Here is a 23,290-nt window from a genome sequence, read left to right on the forward strand (position 1 = left end):
ACCATGGCAAGCAAGTCTATTCTTTCAAAGCTTGGCACGGCACTCGTGGTGTTCGTCATCGTGTCGCCTGCAATCTTCTTCTTCGTCTGGATGCTGTCGCTTTCGCTGAAATATGAAATCGACAATGGCGCTTATCCGCCCATCCTGATCCCTGACCGCATAGCATGGTCAAACTATACCGGGATTTTCGAGACCAACGACTTCCTGCTCTATTTCTGGAACAGTCTTCTGGTCACAGGAACCGCGACCCTGCTGGCATTGATTGTCGGCGTTCCGGCAGGCTACGGCATTGCGCGACTGCGTGCCAACAAGTCGGCAATCGTCATCATGATTGCGCGTATGACACCGGGCCTGTCTTATCTGATCCCGCTATTCCTGTTGTTCCAGACGCTCGGCCTTCTTGGCACGCTCTGGCCGCAGATCATCATTCATCTGGTCGTCACCGTTCCAATCGTGATCTGGATCATGATCGGCTATTTCGAGACAACACCGATGGAGCTTGAAGAAGCAGCCATTATCGATGGTGCTTCCTCCTGGCAGGTGTTCATGAAGGTGGCACTCCCGATCGCCAAGCCCGGCGTTGTGGTGTCGCTCATCCTCGCGGTGATCTTCTCGTGGAACAATTTCGTTTTCGGCATCGTGCTTGCAAGCCGCGAGACACGCACCCTGCCGGTCGCAGTTTACAACATGCTGTCCTTTGAACAGGTCAGCTGGGGTCCGCTTGCAGCTGCAGCCCTTGTGGTCACATTGCCGGTCCTGTTGCTAACCGTATTCGCACAGCGCCAGATCGTTGCAGGTCTGACCGCAGGCGCCGTCAAATAAGAGTTGAGGTTCAAGATGGCATCTGTATCCATCCGAAATGCAATCAAGAAATATGGCAATGTCGGCGTTCTGCATGGCGTGTCGGTCAATATTGAAGACGGCGAATTTGTCGTACTCGTCGGCCCATCGGGCTGCGGAAAATCCACGCTCCTGCGCATGATCGCAGGACTTGAGGAAATCAGCGATGGTGAAATCGCCATTGGTGCGCGCGTGGTCAATGACCTGCGTGCCAAGGAACGCGATATCGCCATGGTGTTCCAGAATTATGCGCTTTATCCGCATATGACGGTGGCCGACAATATGGGCTTCGCGCTCATGCTGAAAAACGCGCCGAAAGAAGAACGCGACAGCCGCGTTAATCGTGCAGCCGAAATTCTCGGCCTCAACAAGCTGCTGGATCGCTTTCCACGCCAGCTTTCCGGCGGTCAGCGTCAGCGTGTGGCTATGGGCCGTGCGATTGTGCGTGATCCGCAGGTGTTCTTGTTTGACGAACCGCTCTCAAACCTCGACGCCAAGCTGCGCGTGCAGATGCGCGGCGAGATCAAGGGACTGCATCAGCGTTTGAAGACCACCACGATTTATGTGACCCACGATCAGATCGAAGCCATGACCATGGCAGACAAGATCGTCGTCATGCGCGATGGTCTGGTGGAGCAGATCGGTGCGCCGCTCGATCTCTATGATCGTCCGGCCAATATGTTTGTCGCGGGCTTTATCGGCTCACCATCGATGAACTTCGTCAATGGCAAGATCGAAGAAGGTTCGTTTGTGGCAGATGGCGGCTTCCATATGCCGCTTCCCGAAGGCGATTATGCAAGTCTTTCGGGCAAGGCTGTTTATGGTATGCGCCCTGAGCATATGAAGATAGCCGATAACGGCGTACCGGTCACAGTCGAGATCGTTGAGCCGACTGGTTCGGAAATCATGGTCATGGGCAAGCTCGGCGACCAGCCAGTCACCTGCCTGTTCCGCGAACGCCTGACCGTGCGTCCGGGCGATGTGCTGACCATCGCGGTTAATCCAGCAACGAGCCATGTGTTCGAGCCGGAAAAAGGCATGCGCGTCAGTCGCTAAATCATCTGTCAGCAATCAAAAACGCCGGGGTTTCCCCGGCGTTTTTGATATTTGTTTTACGCGCATCTTATCTGATCGGAGCGGGAACAGAAATTAGTCCAGTGGACTAATTTCCCCGCGTAGGCGGTTCCCACTTTTCGGGATGCGCTCTATTCTGCAGCTTCTTTTACAGCCATCGGGTTATTCGGATGGGTTGTCCAGTTGGCATATTGTGCCGGGATCGGTGCCTTGGTGCGCGGATCGAAATCGCCGATCTGCTCCATGGTGATGCAATCCTCGACCGGGCAGACATTGACGCAAAGATTGCAGCCAACGCATTCCTCATCGATTACCTCAAAGTGCCGCGCACCATTCACCAGATTGGTGATTGCCTGATGTGAGGTGTCTTCGCAGGCAATATGGCAACGACCGCACTTGATGCAGGAATCCTGATCAATCCGTGCCTTGGTGACATAATTAAGGTTGAGATACTGCCAGTCACTCACATGCCCCACGGCCATGCCGCGGAAATCATCAAGCGTCTGATAGCCTTTACTGTCCATCCAGTCGGAAAGGCCGTCGATCATTTCTTCAACGACCTTGAAACCATAGGTCATTGCAGCAGTACAGACCTGAACGGTGCCGCAGCCGAGCGCGATAAATTCAGCAGCATCGCGCCATGTGGTAATACCGCCAATGCCTGAAATCGGCAGGCCATAGGTTTCAGGATCGCGTGCAATTTCCGCCACCATGTTCAGCGCAATCGGCTTGACCGCCGGTCCGCAATAACCGCCGTGGCTGCCGCGACCGTCAATGGACGGAACCGGCGACATGCTGTCGAGATCGACCGACACAATGGAATTGATCGTGTTGATCAGCGATACAGCATCGGTGCCATTGGCCTTTGCGCCGCGTGCAGGTTTGCGGATATCGGTGATGTTTGGTGTCAGCTTGGTGATCACCGGCATACGACTATATTGCTTGCACCATTTCACAACCATGCCGACATATTCCGGCACCTGACCGACGGCCGCACCCATGCCGCGTTCGCTCATGCCGTGCGGACAACCGAAGTTCAGTTCGATGCCGTCAGCGCCGGTTTCTTCCACCAGTGGCAGAATGGCTTTCCATGCTTCTTCTTCGCACGGCACCATGATCGATGCGATCAATGCGCGGTCGGGCCAACGCATCTTCACTTCTTTCATTTCACGAAGGTTCACTTCGAGCGGGCGGTCGGTGATCAGCTCGATATTGTTAAGACCAAGCAGACGCCGGTCAGCGCCATGGATAGCGCCATAGCGCGGACCATTAACATTGACCACCGGCGGGCCTTCGGAACCCAGCGTTTTCCAGACCACGCCACCCCAACCAGCCTTGAAAGCACGCTCGACATTGTAAGCTTTGTCAGTCGGCGGAGCCGAAGCCAGCCAGAACGGGTTTGGCGACTTAATGCCGAGGAAGTTCGTTGAAAGATCAGCCATGTTTACTCTCCTCAGCCCTGTTCCTGGCCCAAAGGCACACTGCGGTCACGATGAGTAGACGGAGTTGGCGCATGAAGCGCGCCGCCCGACAGCACCGCATCGGCAAAGCCTTCAATCGCTTCGGGACGTTTCGTCAGCGTCGCATGGATGGATTCAGCGGCAACCTTGCCGTCTTCCACCGATGCAACGGTCAGATCCTGTCCACCTGCAACGCAGTCGCCCCCCGCCCAAATGCCCTCAACGGATGTGCGACGTTCATCATCGACGCTAATGCGTCCTTTGGAGAGTCCGATGCCTGAACCTGCAATTGGCTCTGGTTCAAACTTCTGACCGATTGCCTTGAAAACCTGATCGGCTTCAAGAATGAGATATTCGCCGGTGCCGGAAAGCTTGCCGCTATCGGCATTGGTATATTCGAATACTACGGCATTGACGGTGCCGTCTTCGCTCCGCTCAAGTGCATGTGGCTGCAACCAGTGACGGATCACCACGCCGTGGATCTGCGCCAATTCCTGTTCATAGGCGCTGGCATTCATGCTTTCCTGACCGCGACGATAAACGATGGTCACGTTTTCAGCACCGAGCTTCTTGGTCTGGATGGCAACGTCCACTGCGGTCATGCCGCCACCGATAACCACAACATTACGGCCAACAGGCAGAGACGCGAGGTCTTTTGCCTGACGTAGATTGGCGATGTAATCAACGGCATCGATCACGTTGGGCGCGTCTTCGCCAACAAGTCCCAGATCATTCACGCCGGGCATTCCCATGCCGAGGAACACCGCATCATAGCCGGCCCTGAGCGCTTCAATCGTGATGTCCTGACCGAGTGTCTGGTTATACTCAATGTTGATCGCGCCGATTTTCAGCACAAATTCCAGTTCGCGCTGGGCAAAATTATTGACCGTCTTATAGGCGGCAATACCATATTCATTGAGACCGCCGCCTTTGGGGCGCGCTTCAAAAACCGTCACCTGATGGCCATGCATTGCAAGGCGGTGCGCCGCAGAAAGGCTCGCTGGACCTGCGCCAACAATGGCGATGTGCTTGCCGGTATCAGGTGCGCGCTTGAATGGGTGATTTCCGGTTTCCATTAGAACATCGGTGGCATAGCGCTGCAATTCACCAATCTTGACCGGCTTACCTTCCGAAGTTTCGCGAACACACACTTCTTCGCAGAGCGTTTCGGTCGGGCAGACGCGGGCGCACATGCCACCCAGAATGTTTTCTGAAAGAATGGTCTTTGCCGCACCAATTGCATTGCCGGTATTGATCTGGCGAATGAAACGCGGAATGTCGATGCTGGTCGGACATGCATTCATGCAAGGCGCATCATAGCAATAATAGCAGCGGTCGGATTCAACGAGGGCTTCATGCTTGTTGAGCGGCGGATGCAGATCATCGAAAACATGCGCATAATCGGCCTTTTCCAGCCGCGAGCCATGGATATCAGGCCCGTTTGCGTGTCCCGGATTATCAATTGCATCAATAGGTGAATTCTCTGCTGATCTCATCGATCGCATCTCCCATTTTTGCTTGTTAAGGCGCGGGTTCCCTTTGCGCACCTTGAACTCTGTTCCGGGCTGCGATCTTTATCGTCGCGTGATGCCCGTTATTGACAGGATGACAGATTTTTACGGAAGGTCAAATTTTTTATCATCTGGTCAATTTATGACTTTTAGACACTACAAATGTAGAAAAGGCCCGGCTTTGGAAGCACGGGCCTTTGTAACTTGATGGCAGTATAAAATCAGATTGTCTCTGACTTGATCATATTGTTGTTAGAGGTTTCGTCTGTCTCAGCGCCCGGGAAAGCTTCAGCTTCTTTAGGTAGGGCGGGGCGTGAGCTCAGCACCAGCGCACAGCCAGCAATGATGACGGCCGCTCCGACAAACTGGATGATGGAGAGCTGTTCTTTCAGGAAAACCGCACCGACCAGAACCGCAATCACGGTCACTGCAAATTCGACGCTAATGGCTTTTGTTGGTCCGACATTTCCGACCAGTCTGAAATAAAGCACATAGGTGAGGGCGCTCATCACACAGGCCGAAATCAGCAAGTAGATGAAGTCAACAAGTCCCGGCATAGCTGGTACAGGGATGGCAACGATCAGTGGCAAAGTCAGGATGCCGCCAAAGACGAATGCGCCAATGGTGGTTTCCCATGAGCCTGTGGTTGAAAGGCGGCGGCTGGCATAATTGCTGCCGAAAGCTGCCGAGAAGCAGGAGAAAAGCACAGCAACACAGCCCATGATAAATTCGGGCGTAACCGCAACTGCCGGGAAGCCGACCAGAAGCACGATGCCCGTCACACCGAGCAGCAGACCGATCAGGCCGCGTGATGTAATGCGCTCAAGCCCCCAGAGCTGGCTGATGACCATCGAGAAAAGCGGAATGGATGCAACGCAGATCGCGGCCATCGCCGTTCCAATGAGTGGTGTTCCGTAGGAAAGGCCGATCAGCTGGCCCGCAACGGTGGTTGCACCAACAACGGCAAAGGGTTTCCATCCAGCGTGAAAATCAAGCTTGCGCCCGGAAAGTTTGGCGATTGCAAACAGTGTTCCTGCGGCAATGAAGGAGCGGAAGGCAACGGCGCCCACCCAGCCGAAGGCCTCGACCACGCGCAGCACCACGAGGAACGATAGCCCCCATGCTATGGCTAGGAAAATATAGGTCGCGGTGTCTCTGGGTTTCATGCCGATAGGCCTTCATCATGCTGCTGGATTATCGACTACCTCATAGGGACGAAAAGCAAAAACGCTTTCCCATCTATTCTCATACCATCTTGGAATGAAATTATGCCGTTTTTGCAGCGGCATTTTGTGCCGCTTTTTGTGCCGCTTTTTGTGCCGCCGCAGCACCGATATTGGCAAAGAAGCGATCCGCAATCTTGCGTGCGACCGAACCGAGAAGCTTCGACCCGAGTTGTGCGATCTTGCCACCGGCATCGCCACGGATCACGTAGCTCAGGATCGTGTCATTACCATCTTCAGTCAGAGTTACGTCGGTGTCGCCATGCGCAAAGCCGGCAATAGAGCCTTCACCGCGCCCCGAGATCGTATAGGAGGCGGGCGGGTTCATGTTGGAAAGTTCAAGCATTCCATGGAAACGCACTTTGATCACACCGAGGCTGACTTTCAGCGCGGCTCGAATTTCTGTTTCAGACAGACGTTCGAGATCTTCGCAGCCGGGAATGCAGTTTTTCAGCGTTTCGATGTCGTTGAGTGCGTCCCAGACGGCCTGCCGGGGTGCGCTAATTCTCTCTTCTCCGACGAGGTCCATGCTTTGACTAAACTCCTGATCAACCTAAATTGATGCATATGCATATATGGAACCACATCAAAAGGAAAATTTCTGTAATTTAACGGATGCATTTCTCGAATAAACTGCTTAATTATCCGCAATTAAATCGATTTGATTGACTGGGAGTACCATCATGGCAAGAGACACGGCGAAGCTTGAAGCAACGGTCGCAAAGCTGAAGAAACATTGGGCGGAATCTGCACCAAAAGACATGCGTGCTGCATTCAAAGCCGATCCGGGCCGTTTTGAGCGCTATTCGCTGTCGCTTGACGATCTGCTGTTTGACTGGTCGAAGGCCCGCGTCAATGATGAGACGGTTGCACTTCTGACCGAACTTGCTGAGGCTGCTGATGTTGAAGGCCGCCGCGCTGCAATGTTTGCAGGTGAGCACATCAACAACACTGAAGACCGCGCCGTTCTGCATGTGGCGCTTCGCGACACGACTTCGAAGGAAGTGCTAGTCGATGGCCACAACGTCCTGCCGGATGTGAAGGAAGTGCTCGACCGTATGGCTGCCTTCTCCGATGGCATCCGTTCAGGTTTTGTCACAGGTGCAACAGGCAAGAAGATCACCGACATTGTCAATATCGGGATCGGCGGTTCCGATCTCGGCCCGGTCATGGCGACGATTGCGCTTTCGCCTTATCATGATGGCCCACGCGCACATTATGTGTCGAACATCGATGGCGCGCATATTGCCGACACGATCAATGTGCTTGATCCGGCAACGACACTGATCATCGTCGCGTCGAAGACCTTCACAACCATCGAAACCATGACCAACGCGCAGACTGCACGCAAATGGATTGCAGATGCGCTGGGCGAAGATGCCGTTGGCGCACATTTTGCTGCCGTCTCGACCGCGCTTGATAAGGTTGCCGCATTCGGTATCGGCGAAGAGCGCGTCTTTGGTTTCTGGGATTGGGTCGGCGGTCGTTATTCGGTCTGGTCGGCGATTGGTCTGCCAGTGATGATCGCTATCGGTGCAGATAATTTCCGCAAGTTCCTTGCGGGCGCACATTCGATGGACGTGCATTTCCGTGATGCACCGCTGGAAAAGAACCTGCCAATCTGGCTCGGCCTTATCGGCTATTGGCACCGCGCTATCTGCGATTATTCGAGCCGCGCAGTCATCCCTTATGATCAGCGTTTGGCGCGTGTTCCAGCCTATCTCCAGCAGCTCGACATGGAATCGAACGGCAAGAGCGTGACGGTTGATGGCAAGCCGGTTTCCGGCCCAACAGGCCCGGTTGTTTGGGGCGAGCCTGGTACCAATGGTCAGCACGCTTTCTTCCAGCTGCTGCATCAGGGCACTGACACCATTCCGCTTGAATTCATCGTTGCGGCAAAGGGCCATGAAAAGCATCTCGATCATCAGCACGAAATGCTGCTCGCCAACTGCCTTGCGCAGTCGGAAGCCTTGATGAAGGGCCGCACGCTTGATGAAGCCCGTGCTCAGCTCGAGTCTAAGAAGTTGCCCGAAGCGGAAGTCGAACGCATTGCACCGCATCGCGTATTCTCCGGCAATCGTCCGTCGCTCACCCTTGTTCACGACAAGCTGGACCCGTTTGCCTTTGGTCGCCTGATCGCTCTTTACGAACATCGCGTGTTCGTGGAAGCGCAGATTTTCGGCATCAATGCGTTTGACCAGTGGGGCGTGGAGCTTGGCAAGGAACTTGCAACCGAGCTTCTTCCAGTTGTTTCGGGTGCTGAGTCTGCCGAAGGCAAAGACGCTTCGACAGTGGGTCTCGTTGCGCATTTGCATGCACGCCGCAAAGCCTGATATTACAAACAGGTGGATAAGGATAAAGCCGGGTTTCACACCCGGCTTTTTTTCCGTCTAGGTATGAAGTGCTGAATGAAAATGGGAACTGAAATGAAGACCGAGATTATCGAGTTTGCCGGCGATGTACCGGGTAACGCCATTGAACTGCGTGTGCTGCGCTTTGCAGGCAAAGACAGCGATGCACCGACCGCCTATCTGCAATCGTCGCTGCATGGCGGTGAATTGCCGGGACAGGCTGCCCTGCATTTTCTCGTTCCGATGCTGAAAAAAGCATCTGAAGAAGGCCGCATTCTCGGCAATATCACGGTTATCCCACAGGCAAATCCGATTGGCTCGAACCAGTGGCAGGCACATCAGCATCTGGGCCGTTTCGAGTTTTTCTCGGCGGTTAATTTCAATCGCGCTTTCCCGCTGCTGCCGGATTTCGACACGTCTGAATTGCCCGGCCCGGACGCGCCGGTAGCGCTTGCACAGCGTTTGAAAAGCACACTTCTGAAGCTTGCTCTCGAAAATGATATTGTGCTCGATCTTCATTGCGATGATGAAAGCGAAAACTACGTCTATATCGCCAAGGAATTTGTGGAAGACATGAAGGATCTGGCCGTGGCGCTCGGCTCGACCGCGATCCTCGCATGGGACACGACAGCGGACGCAGCCTTCGAGGAAGCCTGCGCACATCCTGTTCTTCAATTGCCTGCCGACAAGCGCAACATGAAGCGCCGCGCCGTCACTACGGTTGAATTCCGGGGCTTAAGCGATGTCTATGCTGACATGGGCAAAGGTGATGCCGAAGGCCTTTACAAGTTCCTCGTCCATCGTGGTGTCATTGTCGACGAAAGCGTAAAGCTCGATCTCGACTACAAGGGCCTCATCACGCCGCTTGAAAATGTAGAGATGCTGCGCGCGCCGGAAGGCGGTATGGTGCTTTATCATGTGGTTCCGGGCGATGTGGTGGAAGCGGGTGCAAAGCTTGTGACCGTCGTGACCCGTCCGGGTGAACCGGAAGGCGACATTACGCTGACCGCGCCGCAGGCAGGCCGTATCCTCACCCGCCGCACACTGCGTTATGTGCGCCGTGGCGACGATCTGCTGAAACTGCTTGGCTCAAAGCCATCGGCAGTCAAGAAGCGTTCCGGTGCGTTAGAGGCATGAGTGCATCCCTTTCCTCCGAAAAGTTGAAATCAATCCGTGCCATCCTGTTCGATAAGGATGGCACATTGATCGATTTTGACCGCACATGGTTTACCGTGTCTTGGAACCTCGCACAGCGCACCGCCAATGGCGATGAGCATCGTGCACGCTCGCTGCTCGACGCTGGCGGTTATGACTGGGAAGCATCGCGTTTTCGCGCCAATTCGGTGATTGCTGCCGGTACGGTCGAAGACATCGTTCAGCTCTGGCACCCGGAAATTGACGAGGCTGGTTTCAAAGCCAAAATCGCTGAGTTTGATAGTTATACGGTTGCTGAAGGTGCGCGTTCTGCGGTTGCAATTGAAGGCTTGAAGGAAACCTTGGAAACCCTTCGCGAGATGGGTTTTATCCTTGGCATTGCGACTAACGATTCAGAAGCGGGCGCCCATGCCACAGCCAAGGCGCTGGGGATCGACCATTTGTTTGACGTCGTGATCGGGTATGACACGGCAGAGCGCCCAAAGCCATTTGCAGACCCATTGATCTATTTTGCGAAAAAAGTGGGCCTCGAACCGGGCGCAATCGCCATGGTGGGCGACAATCTGCACGATCTTGAAACGGCACATGCTGCAAAAGCTGGTCTCGGCGTTGGCGTTCTGTCTGGCAACAGCCCACGCGAAGCGCTTGAGCCTCATGCCGATGTGGTGCTTGATTCCATCGCTGACTTGCCAGCTTTGTTCAAATGATTCTGGCTGGATGGTAAAACGCCATCCAGCAGCCATTCTGTCATTTCCGGCCAAAGACTTTGAGAAAATCGCGAGCGGAAAAAGCCGAGATGACCGATTGGCTGGCCGCCAGTGTCGGCTGGTGAATACCAGCGCTGCTCAATCGGCGCGCTGATATGATAGCTTAAAAAGTGATTGACGGCGCGCCGCGTTCCCCATTGATCATCTTCCAGTCCGACTGCAAGAACAGGCATTTTGACCTTGGCCAAAAGCTCAGCTGCGCCAAGCTGCGGATCGTCAAAGAAATAGTTCTTCATCCGGCACCACCGCGCCCAATCGCGGAATACCGATCCGGGGATTGGCTCGCCATTCATCCAGCGTGGCATATTAGGTGTGAGGTAGGAGACAGGCACGCCAACGATATTCATGCGTGGCCAGACCCATTTATCGTCCAGAAGATGCACTGCACCCGACATGGTTGCCACCATGCCATAACGTGAGAAACCGCTGGAACAATCAGAAATGCCCAATGCCTGTCCGCCAAACGATTGGCCGATGCCAACCGTCTCATGTCCTGGCGCAACTGCCTGCAAACAGCGGAGTGCGGCAGGAAAATCCTTAACGGCCCAATCCTTGAAACGGATTTCGGGTACTGCTTTGCGGGCACGGCGGGAAGCGGCGACGCCACGATAATCGTAAGTTAGAACCGCGCGCGCACCGTTGGCGATGAGGTGCTTGGCAAAGGCGGAATAAAAGCCTTGCGGCACGGCGGTTGCCGATGAAATCAGCACAAGGGGCTTTCTGCCTTCGCCATGGAACAGCTGCCCACAAAGTGGGAAGCCGTCGCTGGCTTCAAAGGTGACTTCTTCAATCATCGGCCCATTCCCTTTGACACAATGCTCTGCCGTCTGCGGCTCAGTAGAGCCGCAGTTTGTCATCCTTAATGATTGAGACTGTTTAGTCTCTAAGTTCACGACGCAGGATTTTGCCGACATTGGTTTTCGGCAGTGCGTCACGGAATTCGACTTCGCGCGGACGCTTATAGTTGGTGAGGCGCTGGGCGCAGAAGGACTTCACATCTTCCTCCGTCAGGTTAGGATCGCGGCGCACCACGTAGAGCTTCACGACTTCACCTGAATGTTCGTTTGGAATGCCGACGGCTGCCGATTCCACGATACCGGGATGTTCCGCAGCCACTTCCTCGATTTCATTCGGATAGACGTTGAAGCCGGAAACAAGGATCATATCCTTCTTGCGGTCAACGATCTTGGTGAAGCCGTTTTCGTCCATGAAGCCCATATCGCCGGTACGGAAGAAACCGTCTGGCATGATGGCGCGGGAAGTTTCATCGGGGCGGTTCCAGTAGCCGAGCATGACCTGAGGGCCACGCACGCAAATCTCGCCCACTTCCACAAGCGGCTGATCCTTGCCGTCATCATCACGAATGACAATATCGGTCGATGGCATCGGAAGACCAATGGTCCCGCTAAACTCGGTCGCATCAAGTGCATTGGCTGAAGCAACAGGCGAGGTTTCGGAAAGGCCATAGCCTTCCGTGATGTGACAACCGGTCATTTGCTGCCAGCGTTCAGCCACAGGGCGCTGCACTGCCATACCGCCACCCAGTGTGAGAATAAGCGGCTTGAAGTTCAATGCTTTGAATTCATCATTGTTCATCAAGCCGTTGAACAGGGTGTTGAGGCCGGGAAAAATATGGAACGGATATTTCTGCAGCTCTTTGACGAATGCAGGAATGTCGCGCGGATTCGGAATGAGGATATTGCGCGCGCCAAGCTTCATGCCGATCATCGCGTTCACGGTCAGCGCGAAGATATGATAGAGCGGCAATGCGCAAACGAAGTTGAGTTCCCTCGGCTTGCCCTTGTTCTGGAAGGCTACATCCATCCAGAGCTGCATCTGCTCAACATTGGCGAGAATATTGGTGTGGCTGAGCATTGCGCCTTTGGAAATGCCTGTGGTGCCGCCGGTATATTGCAGGAAGGCGAGGTCGGAGTTGCCGACCGGAACCGGGTTGAAGGATTTGCCGCGCCCCTGCGTCAGCGCATCCTTGAAGCGCACATGGCCCGGAATATTCCATGCTGGCACCAGTTTCTTTACCTTGCGTACCACCAGATTGATGATGTGGCCTTTAAAGCCATGCATATCACCCATTGTGGCAACAATAATGTTCGGTACATGGATGGAAGCCAGTGATTTCTGAACCGTCGCTGCGAAGTTTTCGAGCACGACCAATGCTTTTGCACCAGAGTCGTTTAGCTGATGCTGAAGCTCGCGCGGCGTATAAAGCGGGTTGACGTTGACGACGACCAGACCGGCACGAAGAATTGCCGAAATAGTAATCGGATACTGCAGAATATTTGGCATCATGACGGCGACGCGATCGCCCTTGACCAATCCACGCGACTGAAGCCAGGCAGCAAGCCCGCGCGAGTTTTCGTCCAGATCCTTATAGGATAGATCCTTGCCCATGCAGGTGAATGCCGGTCTGTCTGCAAACTGACGGCACGCATTGGAGATCATGTCGCCAATCGAAGTGGCTTTGCTCAGATCAATCTCATGCGGAACACTTTTCGGATAGGATTTCAGCCAAATCTTATCCAGTGCAGGTGCTGTTTCAGCTGCAGTGCCCACTGCTGGGCTCGACGTGGCTTTGGTTTCTGTTGCCTTTTTTACCATGCCTTCTCCCCGGATTGCTCCGTCCGTTGTTTGAGCAGCAAGCCCGCCACCCTTCTCCCAATGATGCCAGATCCTCAATAAAGGAAAGGCACGCTCCTCAAAAATTAATGTGGTCGACTTTCGTCGTAATCGCAAGAGTTACATTGACGTAAGCGTAAATTAAAATTTGAGAGAACGTCTCTCCCAATAATTACGGAGAGGGGATCACGATGCGGTGAGGCAATGTCTATTGGAGATACAAAGTGCAGCTTTACGCGACAGGAACCGGTTCGCGGCGCATGGATTTCATCATGGTTTTGATGGCTTTTCCGCCATCGCTGACCAGATCGAACCCGCGCTCACTTCTGAGCCATTCATTGAGCAGGCCACCCAACACGGCGAGCAGGATTTGTGCGGCTGAAAGGGATGTCCATTCGCTGGAAAGCTCTCCGCGTCGTTCTGCAACTTCGAGCAGTCCTGTAAAAAGCGAAAGCACATTCGCGCGTGCTTCTTTTAGATGCTCAACGAGCGGAGCGATCTCGCCGACATATTCACAACGTTGGTGGATGATCGTGAATAGATTCTGCTGCCGCTCATTGGTGATGAACAGTTCAAGTGCTGTCAGGATCGACTGTTCAAGAACATAAAGAGGATTGGGATGGTCACAGGCCGCCGCCTGTAGCATAATCTCTTCATGTGGGAAGCGAGTGCGGTTGATTAGCGCTTGAAAAATGTCGAGCTTGTCGTGAAAATGGAAGTAGATCGCACCGCGTGTCACACCAGCATGACCCGCAATCTCCATCAGAGTAGATTGCGTTAAACCGCGTTCCAGAAAGACATGCTCGGCGGCCGTCAGAATAGCATCACGGGTTTCCGCGGCCTCGGCTTTGGTCCTGCGCATTCGGGTTCTTTCGATATTCCAAGGTGAATAAAAACCCCAAAGCCGTCTCGGGATTTTACTTCACAATTGGGATAAATCATTCGTGATATGTAACATTAGGTGATTGACTATAACACGGTAATTCGTATTTACAAACATTCGTGTATGTTTATTCGGCCGCACCGTGCGACATCAAGGGCAACTCCCATTATGACCATGAACCGTTCTATTCGGCTTTTTGCGGCAGGAGCCGCATTTTTCATTATTGCAGGACAGTCTGCCTATGCGCAGGCGCCAGGAGGGGCTACGCCACCACCTCCGCCGGTCACTGTTACAGAACTCAAGGCGCAGAACGTTTCAGTCCCTTATGAATATGCCGCTCGCGTGAGCGCATATCGTGATGTTCAGGTGCGTGCTCGCGTTGGCGGCATTCTTTTGCATCGCAACTTTATTGAAGGCACGGAAGTCAAAGCTGGCGACGTGCTTTTCGAGATCGATCCGGCACCATATGAGGCTGAAGCTGCTCGCGCACAGGCGCAGGTTGCGCAGGCTGAGGCTACCTATCAGCAGTCGATCCGCGATGCGGAACGGGCCGAGCAGCTCGTTCAGCAGAAGGTGCAGAGCACAGCCGTCCGTGATACTGCCCTGGCGACGCGAGACCTTAACAAGGCTGCAGTTGCGGCTGCCAAGGCGCAGTTGCGCACGGCAGAACTGAACCTGAGCTATACCAAGGTTACAGCGCCCATCAGCGGCATCACTAGTCTCGAACAGGTTTCCGAAGGCAGTCTGATCGGTACGGATGCTTCATCGAGCCTGCTGACATCGATCACCCAGATCAATCCGGTTTACGTCAACTTCTCCTTCACGGACTCGGAAGCTGCGGAAATCCGCAAGCTGCGTGAAGCACGCGGAGCGACGGGACAGGATGCGGATCGTCTGCGCATTCGGATTCTGTTTGGTGATGGCGATGCCTATGACCATGAAGGCACCATCGACTTCACATCCTCGTCGCTCGATACGGAAACCGGAACGCTTGGCGCCCGTGCTGTCGTTGACAATCCTGATCAGCGCTTGATCCCAGGTCAGTTTGTTCGCGCATCGATCCTTGGCGTGACCATCGACAACGCAATTCTGGTTCCAAAAGCAGCTCTGATGCAAAGCCCGCAAGGCCAGTTCGTCTATGTTGTGAACAAGGAAAACGTTGCGGAAGTTCGGCCAGTTACGGTTTCCCGCGAACTGACGGATGCATGGCTTGTCAGCAAAGGCGTTCAGGCTGGCGACCGTATCATCACCGAAGGTGTGATCAAGGCGGCCCCGGGCAAAACGGTTCAGCCGGTTGAAGCTTCAGCTGAAAAGGCTGCAGGCGAAGCTGGAGCAGAGGCCGGTAAAGAACAGGCGGCAGACAAGCAATGAATAGATTCTTCGTCGACCGTCCGGTTTTCGCGGCGGTCATCTCCATCATCATTGTGCTGGCAGGCCTCATTGCGATGCGGATCCTGCCTGTCGCGCAATATCCCGAGCTGACGCCGCCTCAGGTTGTCGTCAGCGCGACCTATCCGGGCGCAAGTGCTGAAACGGTCACGCAAACCGTTGCGGCACCGCTTGAGCAGCAGATCAATGGCGTCGAGAACATGCTTTATATGCAGTCCTCGAGTCTGGGCAGCGGCACCATGCAGCTGACCGTGACCTTTGCTCTGGGCACCGATCCGGATCAGGCAACGATCAACGTCAACAACCGCGTGCAGCGTGCAACCTCGTCCCTGCCGCAGGAAGTGCAGCGTCTCGGCGTGACCGTCGATAAGCGCTCCAGCACCATTCTCGGCATGGTGGCGATGTTCTCCACCACGGATCGCTATGACCGTACCTATGTTGGTAACTACGCGCTTTTGAACGTCATCGACGACCTCAAGCGCCTTACCGGTGTGGGCGATGTTCAGCTTCTCGGTAACATCGATTATTCGATGCGCGTCTGGCTGCGTCCGGACAAGCTTGCACAGTATAATCTGACACCAACCGATGTTCAGACGGCAATTCAGGAACAGAACGCACAGTTTGCAGCAGGCCGCTTTGGCGATCAGCCTGATCCGCAGGCAGGGCCGTTTACTTACACGGCAACAACGCAAGGCCGTTTGCCGGACGCATCAGCGTTCGAAAACATCATTCTTCGTTCCGACAAGAATGCTGCAACGCTGCGTCTTAAGGACGTTGCCCGTGTGGAACTGGGTACAGAAAGCTATCTGGTAGATAGCGCCCTCAACGGCACTCCGGCTGTTCCGATTGCGATCTATCTGCAGCCGGGCGCCAACGCGCTCAACACGATGGAGCTTATTCAGAACCGCATGGCGGAGCTGAAGACAAGCTTCCCTGAAGGCATCGACTATTCGGTTCCATTCGATACGACCAAGTTCATTAAGGTCTCTGTCGAGGAAGTGATCCATACTTTCATCGAGGCTATCATCCTCGTTGTTCTGGTGGTCTTCATCTTCCTTCAGAACTGGCGTGCAACGCTTATTCCGGTCATCGCGGTTCCAATCTCGATCATCGGTACATTCGCGGGAATGTATGTGCTTGGCTTCTCCATCAACCTGCTGACATTGTTCGGTCTGGTTCTGGCGATCGGTATCGTCGTGGACGACGCCATCGTGGTATTGGAAAACGTCGAACGCATTATGACGACCGAGAAACTGCCGCCACGCGAAGCTGCCATCAAGGCAATGAGCGAAGTGACAGGGCCGGTAATTGCGATTGTTCTGGTGCTCTGCGCCGTGTTCATTCCGGTCGCTTTCATGGGCGGTCTGGTCGGCGAAATGTATAAGCAGTTCGCTGTTACGATTGCGATTTCGGTGACGATCTCCGGTATCGTGGCTTTGACGCTGACGCCCGCACTCTGCGCGCTGATCCTGAAGCCCGGCCATCATGAGCCGATGCTGCCATTCCGTATCTTCAACCGCTTCTTCGACAGTTTGACGCGCGGTTATACCAACGGCGTGCGCTTTTTCCTGAAACGCGCTGCTATTGGCTTGCTGATTTTTGCAGGTCTGTTGGGCGGCACATATTATCTCTTTGAGAAAGTACCGGGATCGCTTCTGCCAGACGAAGATCAGGGCTTCCTGTTCAGTGTGGCCATCCTGCCGCCAGCGGCATCGCTGGAGCGCACAAGTGCGGTTCTTCATGAGGCCAGCGAAAATATTCGTAAGCATCCTGCGGTAGAAAGCGTGTTTGAAGTCTCCGGCTTCGACCTGCTCTCGGGTGGTCTTAAAACCAGTGCCGGTACGATGTTCATCATGCTCAAGGACTGGAAAGAACGCACAACGCCGGATCTCGACGCGCGCAATCTGCCCGGTGCAATCATGGGTATGAATGCGGGCATTCAGGATGGTCTGGTGCTGGCATTCAACCCGCCTCCGATCATGGGTCTCAGCACGACCGGCGGTTTCGAACTTTACGTGCAGGATCGTACAGGCGGCGGGGTTGAATCGCTGACCAATGCGACCAAGCTTCTGACAGATGCCGCGGCCAAGCGCCCGGAACTGACGGGTGTTCGCACGACGTTTGATCCGAACGTGCCGCAGTATGATATCCAGCTTGACCGTGAAAAAGCCAAGGCGATGGGCGTGCCGATCAATTCGGTCTTCACCGCCATGCAGGCGACCTTCGGTAGCGTTTACGTCAACGACTTTACGCTCTATGGTCGCAACTATCAGGTTAATCTGCAGTCGGAAGCCGAGTTCCGCCGCGACCCGAGCGATTTGAAGCATGTGTTTGTGCGCGCCGATTCTGGCAGCATGATCCCGCTGAGCGCACTGGTAACGGTCAAGCGTGTTGTTGGCCCTGATCAGCTTGAACGTTTCAACGCGTTTAATGCGGCTAAGGTCACGGGTAATCCAGCACCGGGTTACACGTCGGGTGACTCGATCAAGGCGATGCAGGAAGTGGCTGCTGAAGTGCTCCCGCAGGGCTATCAGATTGCCTGGACTGGCTCCGCCTATCAGGAAGTCACGACAAGCGGCAGCGGTAGTCAGGCTATGATCTTCGGCTTGCTCATGGTGTTCCTGATCCTTGCCGCCCAGTATGAACGCTGGAGCCTGCCACTGGCAGTCATTACCGCTGTGCCTTTTGCGATCTTCGGTGCATTGCTGGCAACTGATCTGCGTGGCCTGACCAACGACGTCTACTTCCAGATCGGTCTGGTGACGCTCATAGGTCTCGCGGCAAAGAACGCGATTCTGATCGTGGAATTTGCCGTGTTGCAACGCGAAGAGGGTAAGTCAGCTATCGAAGCTGCTGCTGAAGCTGCTCGCCTGCGCTTCCGTCCGATTGTGATGACGTCGCTGGCGTTCATCCTTGGTGTGGTTCCGCTGGCAATCAGCTCTGGTGCAGGTTCGGCAAGCCGTCACTCGATCGGTACCGGCGTTATCGGTGGTATGTTGGCTGCGACCTTCATCGCGACCTTCTTCATCCCGATGTTCTATAGCCTGATCGCACGCAAGCCGCCTAAAAAGCGTCCTGATGATGTAGCTGGAGCGCCAGCGCCTGTGCAGCATCACGCAGCACCGGGCGACGAGAGCGGTCCGATGCACTAAAAGTGATCAGCCCCGGCATATTCCTACGGATGTGCCGGGGCTAGAGAATAAAAAAGCCCCGCTCTCAAGCGGGGCTTTTTGTTGAATGCCGTAAGGCGCCAACGGAGCATCTGATGACTCAAGCGCATCCTATGGCCCATCATTATTTGGAAGCTTATGTGCGAAGTCTACCAAGCGCTATCCGCACCTGTTCGCTACGCTTCGTCAAAATCCATCGCCATCTACAGGCTCGTGACCGACAATCTATCTCGGGATCACCTGACTTTCTTAGAAATGCGTCATTATGCTTTGAGCAATCGCCCAAAGGATAATTGCTGCAGGAACAGTCAGGCACGCCAGAAAAATCCCAAAGAACACATAGGTTGCTTCATTCGGCGACCGCTGGGTCTGTGCAGGAGACTTGTGCCAATGAGTGCTGATGCCTTGGTACATGTATAATTCCTCCTTCTCCTCGATTTTGATTATCGATTAAAAGAAGAATTCTTCAAGAACAAATAAACATATGGATTTATTGGGAAAATGTGATATAAGGCGACACGAAATTACATAATAAGACGCGATTTATCGCTTTAATTTCCTGAAAATCCAATTCAATATTTTGATTTCAAATAATTTTACTTATGTGCTGTAAGTATCGAATGGTCGGAAATTTCAATAATCACTGAAAATTCGCGGTGCTGCGTTCCCGTTGGTGCGACAAAATGGCACGAAATTCTGCGGCGTGCGTCGGTCAAAGAGTTGGCATGAACGGGCGTAATCCGCCGCACAGATGATTCTGCCACGCGATTCATGCGTAACTGTTGCAGGTCTTAATCAATAGAAGCTGGTTGGGAAGTAGCGCAGATAGAGCTCTGTGAGTTTGCCCTGCTGCTGTAATGACTGCAACGCACTGTTAAAAGCGATTGCCAGAGCAGCATTCTTTTGAGCGACAGCAATTGTCAGACCTGAGCCAAGATATTGCGGTGCCAGATATGGCCCGTCTGTGAAGACGCAGCAGTCATGAGCCTGATCACTCTCAAGCCAGAATGACAGCGACATGCCGTCATCAAAAGCAGCGGTGATCTCACCTTTTTGCAGTGAAGCTAAGAGAGCAGCTCGGTCGGGAAATGGTTTGGCAACGGCTTGCGGAAAATATGCTTTTAAAAGCTGTTCATGCGCAGAGCCTGCTACAACGCCAATGTCTTTGCCGCGTGTTGAAATCGCCGCAGGTTCGGAAAAGCTATTTGCTTTTTTGGTTATGAAGCGTGCGGGAAAGCGCATATAGGCGCGGGTGAAAACGAATTTCTGCCGGCTTTGTGCATTGACACTCAAGCCTGCGATGATTGCTTCCGCTTCACCACTTTCCAGTTTGGCTTCAAGTTCATTCCAGGGAACAGCCTCGATCTGACATATGTCGCTCAATCCCATCTGACTGCAGAGCGCTTTCGCAAGGTCAATATTGTAGCCTGAAAGCTGTCCGGCTTCGTTAAGTGCATTGAAGGGCGGGAAATCGAGCGTCGTCACGAAGCGCAGCCGATTAAGTCCCTGAAGGGATGGCAAGGCCAGCCTTTCCTTCTGGTTGAAGAAGTCAGGTGCCTTGGGCGCGGGCTGGGCGCCGACGGAGATGCCGCTGGCAAGCCAGCAAGCTGCAACCGCTATGCTCAAAAGGTGCCGTTTCATTGGAGCCTTATTTAAGCAATATCTGATAATTTCACGTTAATAGAGCCTATGTGGAAAACTATGCAATGAATTTGAATGGGTTGGCATTAATTTGACCGTAAAGGTCCTGAATATAGTCAAAGTTAAATAATTCTGTTTCAATTTAAAATAGAATGAAATAAAAATCTATATAGAGGGGTTATTTTCTAAATACATAATTTAGTTAAATAAATAATCCTCATAGAGAATTATAATAAATATTAGTGAAAAATAAAAATAGTCCATTAGTAGTGCGGGGGTACTATGAGTAACGGATCGATTGCTTCCGATCTGGGGATATGCACGGCCATATCTGCCAGATTGGAGCGACGCGGTGTGTCGCGTGATTGCCTGACGAAAGCCTATGAAGCATCCATCATCAACGGGACAAGCTTTTGCGCCGAAATTTCGCATCAGCGGGGTGTTTCAGAGACGTTGTTGTTTGAAGCAATAGCCGACTATCTCGAATTGACATTCACAGAGGAGGTCCTCTCGTCACGCGTCTTTGTTACGGGTGAAGAGACATCGGCGATTTTTACGGAGCCAGGACAGTTGATGGTGCTCGGAAAGGACGGCACCTCCTATCTTTATCTCGCCCCTACTGAAAATCGCATTGCAAAACTGCGCGACCATATTCAGCAAACACCAGAATTGCGAGAGCGGATTAGAATTTCCACACCGTCGGTCATCAAGAAGATCCTGCGCCAGCGCCATCAGAAGGATTTGATCGCGCGGGCGCATGGAATGACACCACAGCTGTTTTCAGCAGCTCGGGTCCTTGAAACGCCACAGGCTTTCATCATTGCAATAGGGCTTTATGCATTTATTGCAAGTTTCGTGAATTGGCCGTCAAAAACTATTCTATTCCTGCATGTCTGTCTGACATTGTTCTTTTTCGGCTGTGTACTCATCCGCCTCTTCGCAGCGGTTTCAAGCCGTCGTCTGCGTTTTCCAGAAATCGTGCCGTTTAATCGACGCGACTTGCCGGTCTACTCTGTTCTGGTGCCGCTCTATCGTGAACAAGCAGTTGTGGGGCAACTAATTGCTTCGCTGGAGAGGCTTAACTGGCCGCGCAGCAAACTCGATATCAAACTTGTCTGCGAGAGAGACGATTTTGATACCAACGGGGAAATCAGGGCGAGGGCTCTTCCATCAAATTATGAGCTGGTTCTCGTTCCAACAGGCGGTCCGCGCACCAAGCCGAAGGCGTTGAACTATGCGCTTCAATTTGCACGCGGCGAAATCATAGCCGTCTTTGATGCAGAGGATCGTCCTCATCCAGATCAGCTGCTTGAGGCATGGCAGGCGTTTCAGCGGGGTGGCGATCAGCTTGCTTGCGTTCAAGCGCCTTTGATTATCGGAAACTTCCGGCAAAACCTGCTCACGCGTATGTTTGCATTTGAATATGCCACACTGTTCCGTGGGTTGTTGCCATGGCTTGCTTCCCAAGGATTGGTTATCCCACTGGGCGGCACATCCAATCACTTCCGCCGTTCATGCCTTGACCAGGTTGGTGGGTGGGACGCCTATAATGTCACCGAGGATGCCGATCTTGGAATGCGGCTCGCTCGCTTTGGTTACGGTATCGATGTTATCACGCGGGGCACCGTCGAAGACGCGCCGGTTGACTACTCGGTCTGGCATAAGCAGCGCACGCGCTGGATCAAAGGCTGGATGCAGACATGGCTCGTTCATGGACGTAATCCATATGCCACTTGGCGCGAGCTTGGCTGGTGGCGCTTCGTCGTCAACCAGATTTACACCTTGGGTATAATCGGTTCGGCGCTTCTGCATCCATTCATGCTGGTGACCGTGCTGGTTCTTGCAGGGTTTATGCTGTTTGGCCCTCTCGATTCCCAAAACCTGTGGCTGTTGCGCATTGATATGATCAATATCATGCTAGCCTACCTAAGTTTCTATGTGCTCGGATCGAAAACCATGGAGCCGACGGAATTAGGCGGTTATGCCTATATTCTCGCCATCCCAGCCTATTGGGTCTTGATTTCAGTTTCGGCATGGCGAGCTCTGTGGCAGCTGGTGTGGAAGCCGCATCTCTGGGAGAAAACACCACACCAGCCAAGTACATTCTATTTGCCGGAATCGGATGCCGCCGGTGTTTTGGAAGCAAGAAACTCAGCGCCTCGTCCGATAATGGATTGATCTTCGGGGCCGATGGCTTCGAGATCACGCCCTTCATAAGGCAAACTCAGGAGAATGCGCCGGATTGCAGCCAATCTGGCGCGTCTCTTATCGTTGGATCGAATAATCGTCCATGGCGCGTAACCGCTATCTGTGCGCTCAAGCATGACATGCAGCGCTTTGGAATAGTCATCCCAGCGTGAAATGCCGGCAACATCCATCGGTGAGAATTTCCAGCTTTTCAGTGGGCTATGGCGGCGCTCATGGAAACGCTTGAGCTGCATTTCCTGTCCGATATCCAGCCAGAACTTGAACAGGTGGATACCTTCGGTGACGATCATCCGCTCGAAATCAGGCGTTTCCGTCAGAAACGTTTCAAGTTGCTCTGGCGTACAGAACTGCATGACGCGCTCAACACCTGCACGGTTATACCAGGAACGGTCGAAGGTGACGAATTCACCCGACGTGGGGAAGAGCTGTACGTAGCGCTGAAAATACCATTGACCGCGCTCGGTTTCAGTGGGCTTTGGCAAGGCGACATTGCGCGCAGTTCTGGGGTTCATGAACTGCCGGATGGTGAAGATTGTTCCACCTTTGCCAGCAGCATCCCGCCCTTCAAAGACGCTGATCACCCGTCCACCGGTGCTTTGCAGCCAGTATTGCATTTTGACGAGCTCGATTTGAAGCCGCTCCAGCGTTTCCTCATAATCCTTCGATTTCATTTTGTCTGGATAAGGGTACCCGCCAGATTGCAGAGCCTGGTCATCAATCCAGTCCGGAAGCTTGGGATCGTTGATGTCGAACTTGTGGGTGTCGCCTTCGATTTTGATCTTCAGAGGCTTGTCGCCGGATTTTGAATTGTCTTTTTCCGCTTTCTTTTTGTTAGCTGTCTTTGAACTGTCACCCACAGCAAGCTCCTTTGGTTTATATAAAGGCACGTTTACGCAGTGCCCGCCGAACCTAGTGCATGCCGTAGAAATTGGGAAACCCTCTTCGCGGGGACATCAGTTTACTGGGCTGATTTCTAATCCCGCT

The 23,290-nt window shown here is 53.5% G+C and carries 17 protein-coding genes; 8 read left to right on the top strand and 9 right to left on the bottom strand.

The genetic code is table 11. The features are described from left to right. Positions 1–3: 3 nt before the first annotated feature. Both QSJ70_RS15035 and QSJ70_RS15040 read left to right on the top strand, forming a co-directional pair. Positions 4–822 carry a carbohydrate ABC transporter permease gene (locus QSJ70_RS15035; protein ID WP_007873472.1) on the top strand — a complete coding sequence of 273 codons (819 nt, stop codon included), beginning with the start codon at positions 4–6 and terminating at the stop codon, positions 820–822. A gap of 15 nt (positions 823–837) precedes the next feature. After that, positions 838–1,896 (top strand): ABC transporter ATP-binding protein, encoded by a 1,059-nt coding sequence (locus tag QSJ70_RS15040; protein WP_285537513.1) that lies wholly within the window; start codon positions 838–840, stop codon positions 1,894–1,896. Between the two features lie 149 nt (positions 1,897–2,045). Here the strand turns inward: QSJ70_RS15040 and preA are convergent, their stop codons facing one another. The 4 genes from preA to QSJ70_RS15060 all read right to left on the bottom strand — a co-directional run bounded on the left by preA (position 2,046) and on the right by QSJ70_RS15060 (position 6,637). Next, positions 2,046–3,356 carry an NAD-dependent dihydropyrimidine dehydrogenase subunit PreA gene (preA, locus tag QSJ70_RS15045; RefSeq protein ID WP_007873474.1) on the bottom strand — a complete coding sequence of 437 codons (1,311 nt, stop codon included), beginning with the start codon at positions 3,354–3,356 and terminating at the stop codon, positions 2,046–2,048. Between the two features lie 11 nt (positions 3,357–3,367). Continuing rightward, positions 3,368–4,879 carry an NAD(P)-dependent oxidoreductase gene (locus QSJ70_RS15050; RefSeq protein ID WP_285537516.1) on the bottom strand — a complete coding sequence of 504 codons (1,512 nt, stop codon included), beginning with the start codon at positions 4,877–4,879 and terminating at the stop codon, positions 3,368–3,370. 227 nt (positions 4,880–5,106) lie between these two features. Then, entirely contained in the window at positions 5,107–6,051 is a 945-nt protein-coding gene (locus QSJ70_RS15055) for a DMT family transporter (protein WP_285537517.1), read from the bottom strand. A gap of 100 nt (positions 6,052–6,151) precedes the next feature. Continuing rightward, positions 6,152–6,637, bottom strand: coding sequence for an SRPBCC family protein (locus tag QSJ70_RS15060; RefSeq protein ID WP_285537519.1), 486 nt, complete (start codon positions 6,635–6,637; stop codon positions 6,152–6,154). Between the two features lie 154 nt (positions 6,638–6,791). On the opposite strand from QSJ70_RS15060, the gene pgi reads away from it, so the two are divergent. The 3 genes from pgi (at position 6,792) to QSJ70_RS15075 (ending at position 10,321) form a co-directional block, all read left to right on the top strand. Next, entirely contained in the window at positions 6,792–8,441 is a 1,650-nt protein-coding gene (pgi, locus tag QSJ70_RS15065) for a glucose-6-phosphate isomerase (protein WP_215776003.1), read from the top strand. A 93-nt stretch (positions 8,442–8,534) separates the two neighbouring features. After that, the gene (locus tag QSJ70_RS15070; RefSeq protein ID WP_007873483.1) at positions 8,535–9,596 is read left to right on the top strand and encodes a M14 family metallopeptidase; all 1,062 of its coding nucleotides are present in this window, start codon (positions 8,535–8,537) and stop codon (positions 9,594–9,596) included. Next, positions 9,593–10,321, top strand: coding sequence for an HAD family hydrolase (locus tag QSJ70_RS15075; RefSeq protein ID WP_079211480.1), 729 nt, complete (start codon positions 9,593–9,595; stop codon positions 10,319–10,321). Before QSJ70_RS15070 ends, QSJ70_RS15075 begins: the two co-directional genes overlap by 4 nt. Here the strand turns inward: QSJ70_RS15075 and QSJ70_RS15080 are convergent. From QSJ70_RS15080 to QSJ70_RS15090, 3 genes are all read right to left on the bottom strand, one after another. After that, positions 10,267–11,175, bottom strand: coding sequence for an alpha/beta hydrolase family protein (locus tag QSJ70_RS15080; protein WP_285537523.1), 909 nt, complete (start codon positions 11,173–11,175; stop codon positions 10,267–10,269). The two genes, QSJ70_RS15075 and QSJ70_RS15080, sit on opposite strands and share 55 nt — an antisense overlap. Before the next feature lie 82 nt (positions 11,176–11,257). Continuing rightward, on the bottom strand, positions 11,258–12,997 hold the full coding sequence (locus QSJ70_RS15085; protein WP_285537525.1) for a long-chain fatty acid--CoA ligase: 1,740 nt from the start codon (positions 12,995–12,997) through the stop codon (positions 11,258–11,260). Between the two features lie 250 nt (positions 12,998–13,247). Next, positions 13,248–13,877 (bottom strand): TetR family transcriptional regulator, encoded by a 630-nt coding sequence (locus QSJ70_RS15090; RefSeq protein WP_007873487.1) that lies wholly within the window; start codon positions 13,875–13,877, stop codon positions 13,248–13,250. A 189-nt stretch (positions 13,878–14,066) separates the two neighbouring features. Between QSJ70_RS15090 and QSJ70_RS15095 the strand changes: the two genes are divergently transcribed. Together QSJ70_RS15095 and QSJ70_RS15100 are read left to right on the top strand one after the other, a co-directional pair. After that, on the top strand, positions 14,067–15,269 hold the full coding sequence (locus tag QSJ70_RS15095) for an efflux RND transporter periplasmic adaptor subunit (protein WP_064320150.1): 1,203 nt from the start codon (positions 14,067–14,069) through the stop codon (positions 15,267–15,269). Beyond that, on the top strand, positions 15,266–18,439 hold the full coding sequence (locus QSJ70_RS15100) for an efflux RND transporter permease subunit (RefSeq protein WP_285537528.1): 3,174 nt from the start codon (positions 15,266–15,268) through the stop codon (positions 18,437–18,439). Before QSJ70_RS15095 ends, QSJ70_RS15100 begins: the two co-directional genes overlap by 4 nt. An 813-nt stretch (positions 18,440–19,252) precedes the next feature. Here QSJ70_RS15100 and QSJ70_RS15105 read toward each other — a convergent pair. After that, positions 19,253–20,098, bottom strand: a complete 846-nt coding sequence (locus QSJ70_RS15105; protein WP_113158891.1) for a transporter substrate-binding domain-containing protein — start codon at positions 20,096–20,098, stop codon at positions 19,253–19,255. 282 nt (positions 20,099–20,380) lie between these two features. Between QSJ70_RS15105 and QSJ70_RS15110 the strand changes: the two genes are divergently transcribed. After that, complete coding sequence (locus QSJ70_RS15110; RefSeq protein ID WP_285537531.1) at positions 20,381–22,276, top strand: glycosyltransferase family 2 protein; 1,896 nt, start codon at positions 20,381–20,383, stop codon at positions 22,274–22,276. On the opposite strand, the gene ppk2 is transcribed toward QSJ70_RS15110, so the two are convergent. Continuing rightward, on the bottom strand, positions 22,204–23,163 hold the full coding sequence (gene ppk2, locus QSJ70_RS15115) for a polyphosphate kinase 2 (RefSeq protein ID WP_007873498.1): 960 nt from the start codon (positions 23,161–23,163) through the stop codon (positions 22,204–22,206). The two genes, QSJ70_RS15110 and ppk2, sit on opposite strands and share 73 nt — an antisense overlap. Between the last annotated feature and the right edge of the window lie 127 nt (positions 23,164–23,290).

The organism is Brucella sp. NBRC 12950 (genome assembly GCF_030268145.1).
In the GTDB taxonomy this organism is placed as follows: Bacteria; Pseudomonadota; Alphaproteobacteria; order Rhizobiales; family Rhizobiaceae; genus Brucella.

Excerpts from the sequence above, each read along its gene's own strand:
- QSJ70_RS15035 (WP_007873472.1), top strand. The coding sequence starts at position 4 with ATGGCAAGCAAGTCTATTCTTTCAAAGCTTGGCACGGCACTCGTGGTG.
- QSJ70_RS15040 (WP_285537513.1), top strand. The coding sequence starts at position 838 with ATGGCATCTGTATCCATCCGAAATGCAATCAAGAAATATGGCAATGTC.
- preA (WP_007873474.1), bottom strand. The coding sequence starts at position 3,356 with ATGGCTGATCTTTCAACGAACTTCCTCGGCATTAAGTCGCCAAACCCG.
- QSJ70_RS15050 (WP_285537516.1), bottom strand. The coding sequence starts at position 4,879 with ATGCGATCGATGAGATCAGCAGAGAATTCACCTATTGATGCAATTGAT.
- QSJ70_RS15055 (WP_285537517.1), bottom strand. The coding sequence starts at position 6,051 with ATGAAACCCAGAGACACCGCGACCTATATTTTCCTAGCCATAGCATGG.
- QSJ70_RS15060 (WP_285537519.1), bottom strand. The coding sequence starts at position 6,637 with ATGGACCTCGTCGGAGAAGAGAGAATTAGCGCACCCCGGCAGGCCGTC.
- pgi (WP_215776003.1), top strand. The coding sequence starts at position 6,792 with ATGGCAAGAGACACGGCGAAGCTTGAAGCAACGGTCGCAAAGCTGAAG.
- QSJ70_RS15070 (WP_007873483.1), top strand. The coding sequence starts at position 8,535 with ATGAAGACCGAGATTATCGAGTTTGCCGGCGATGTACCGGGTAACGCC.
- QSJ70_RS15075 (WP_079211480.1), top strand. The coding sequence starts at position 9,593 with ATGAGTGCATCCCTTTCCTCCGAAAAGTTGAAATCAATCCGTGCCATC.
- QSJ70_RS15080 (WP_285537523.1), bottom strand. The coding sequence starts at position 11,175 with ATGATTGAAGAAGTCACCTTTGAAGCCAGCGACGGCTTCCCACTTTGT.
- QSJ70_RS15085 (WP_285537525.1), bottom strand. The coding sequence starts at position 12,997 with ATGGTAAAAAAGGCAACAGAAACCAAAGCCACGTCGAGCCCAGCAGTG.
- QSJ70_RS15090 (WP_007873487.1), bottom strand. The coding sequence starts at position 13,877 with ATGCGCAGGACCAAAGCCGAGGCCGCGGAAACCCGTGATGCTATTCTG.
- QSJ70_RS15095 (WP_064320150.1), top strand. The coding sequence starts at position 14,067 with ATGACCATGAACCGTTCTATTCGGCTTTTTGCGGCAGGAGCCGCATTT.
- QSJ70_RS15100 (WP_285537528.1), top strand. The coding sequence starts at position 15,266 with ATGAATAGATTCTTCGTCGACCGTCCGGTTTTCGCGGCGGTCATCTCC.
- QSJ70_RS15105 (WP_113158891.1), bottom strand. The coding sequence starts at position 20,098 with ATGAAACGGCACCTTTTGAGCATAGCGGTTGCAGCTTGCTGGCTTGCC.
- QSJ70_RS15110 (WP_285537531.1), top strand. The coding sequence starts at position 20,381 with ATGAGTAACGGATCGATTGCTTCCGATCTGGGGATATGCACGGCCATA.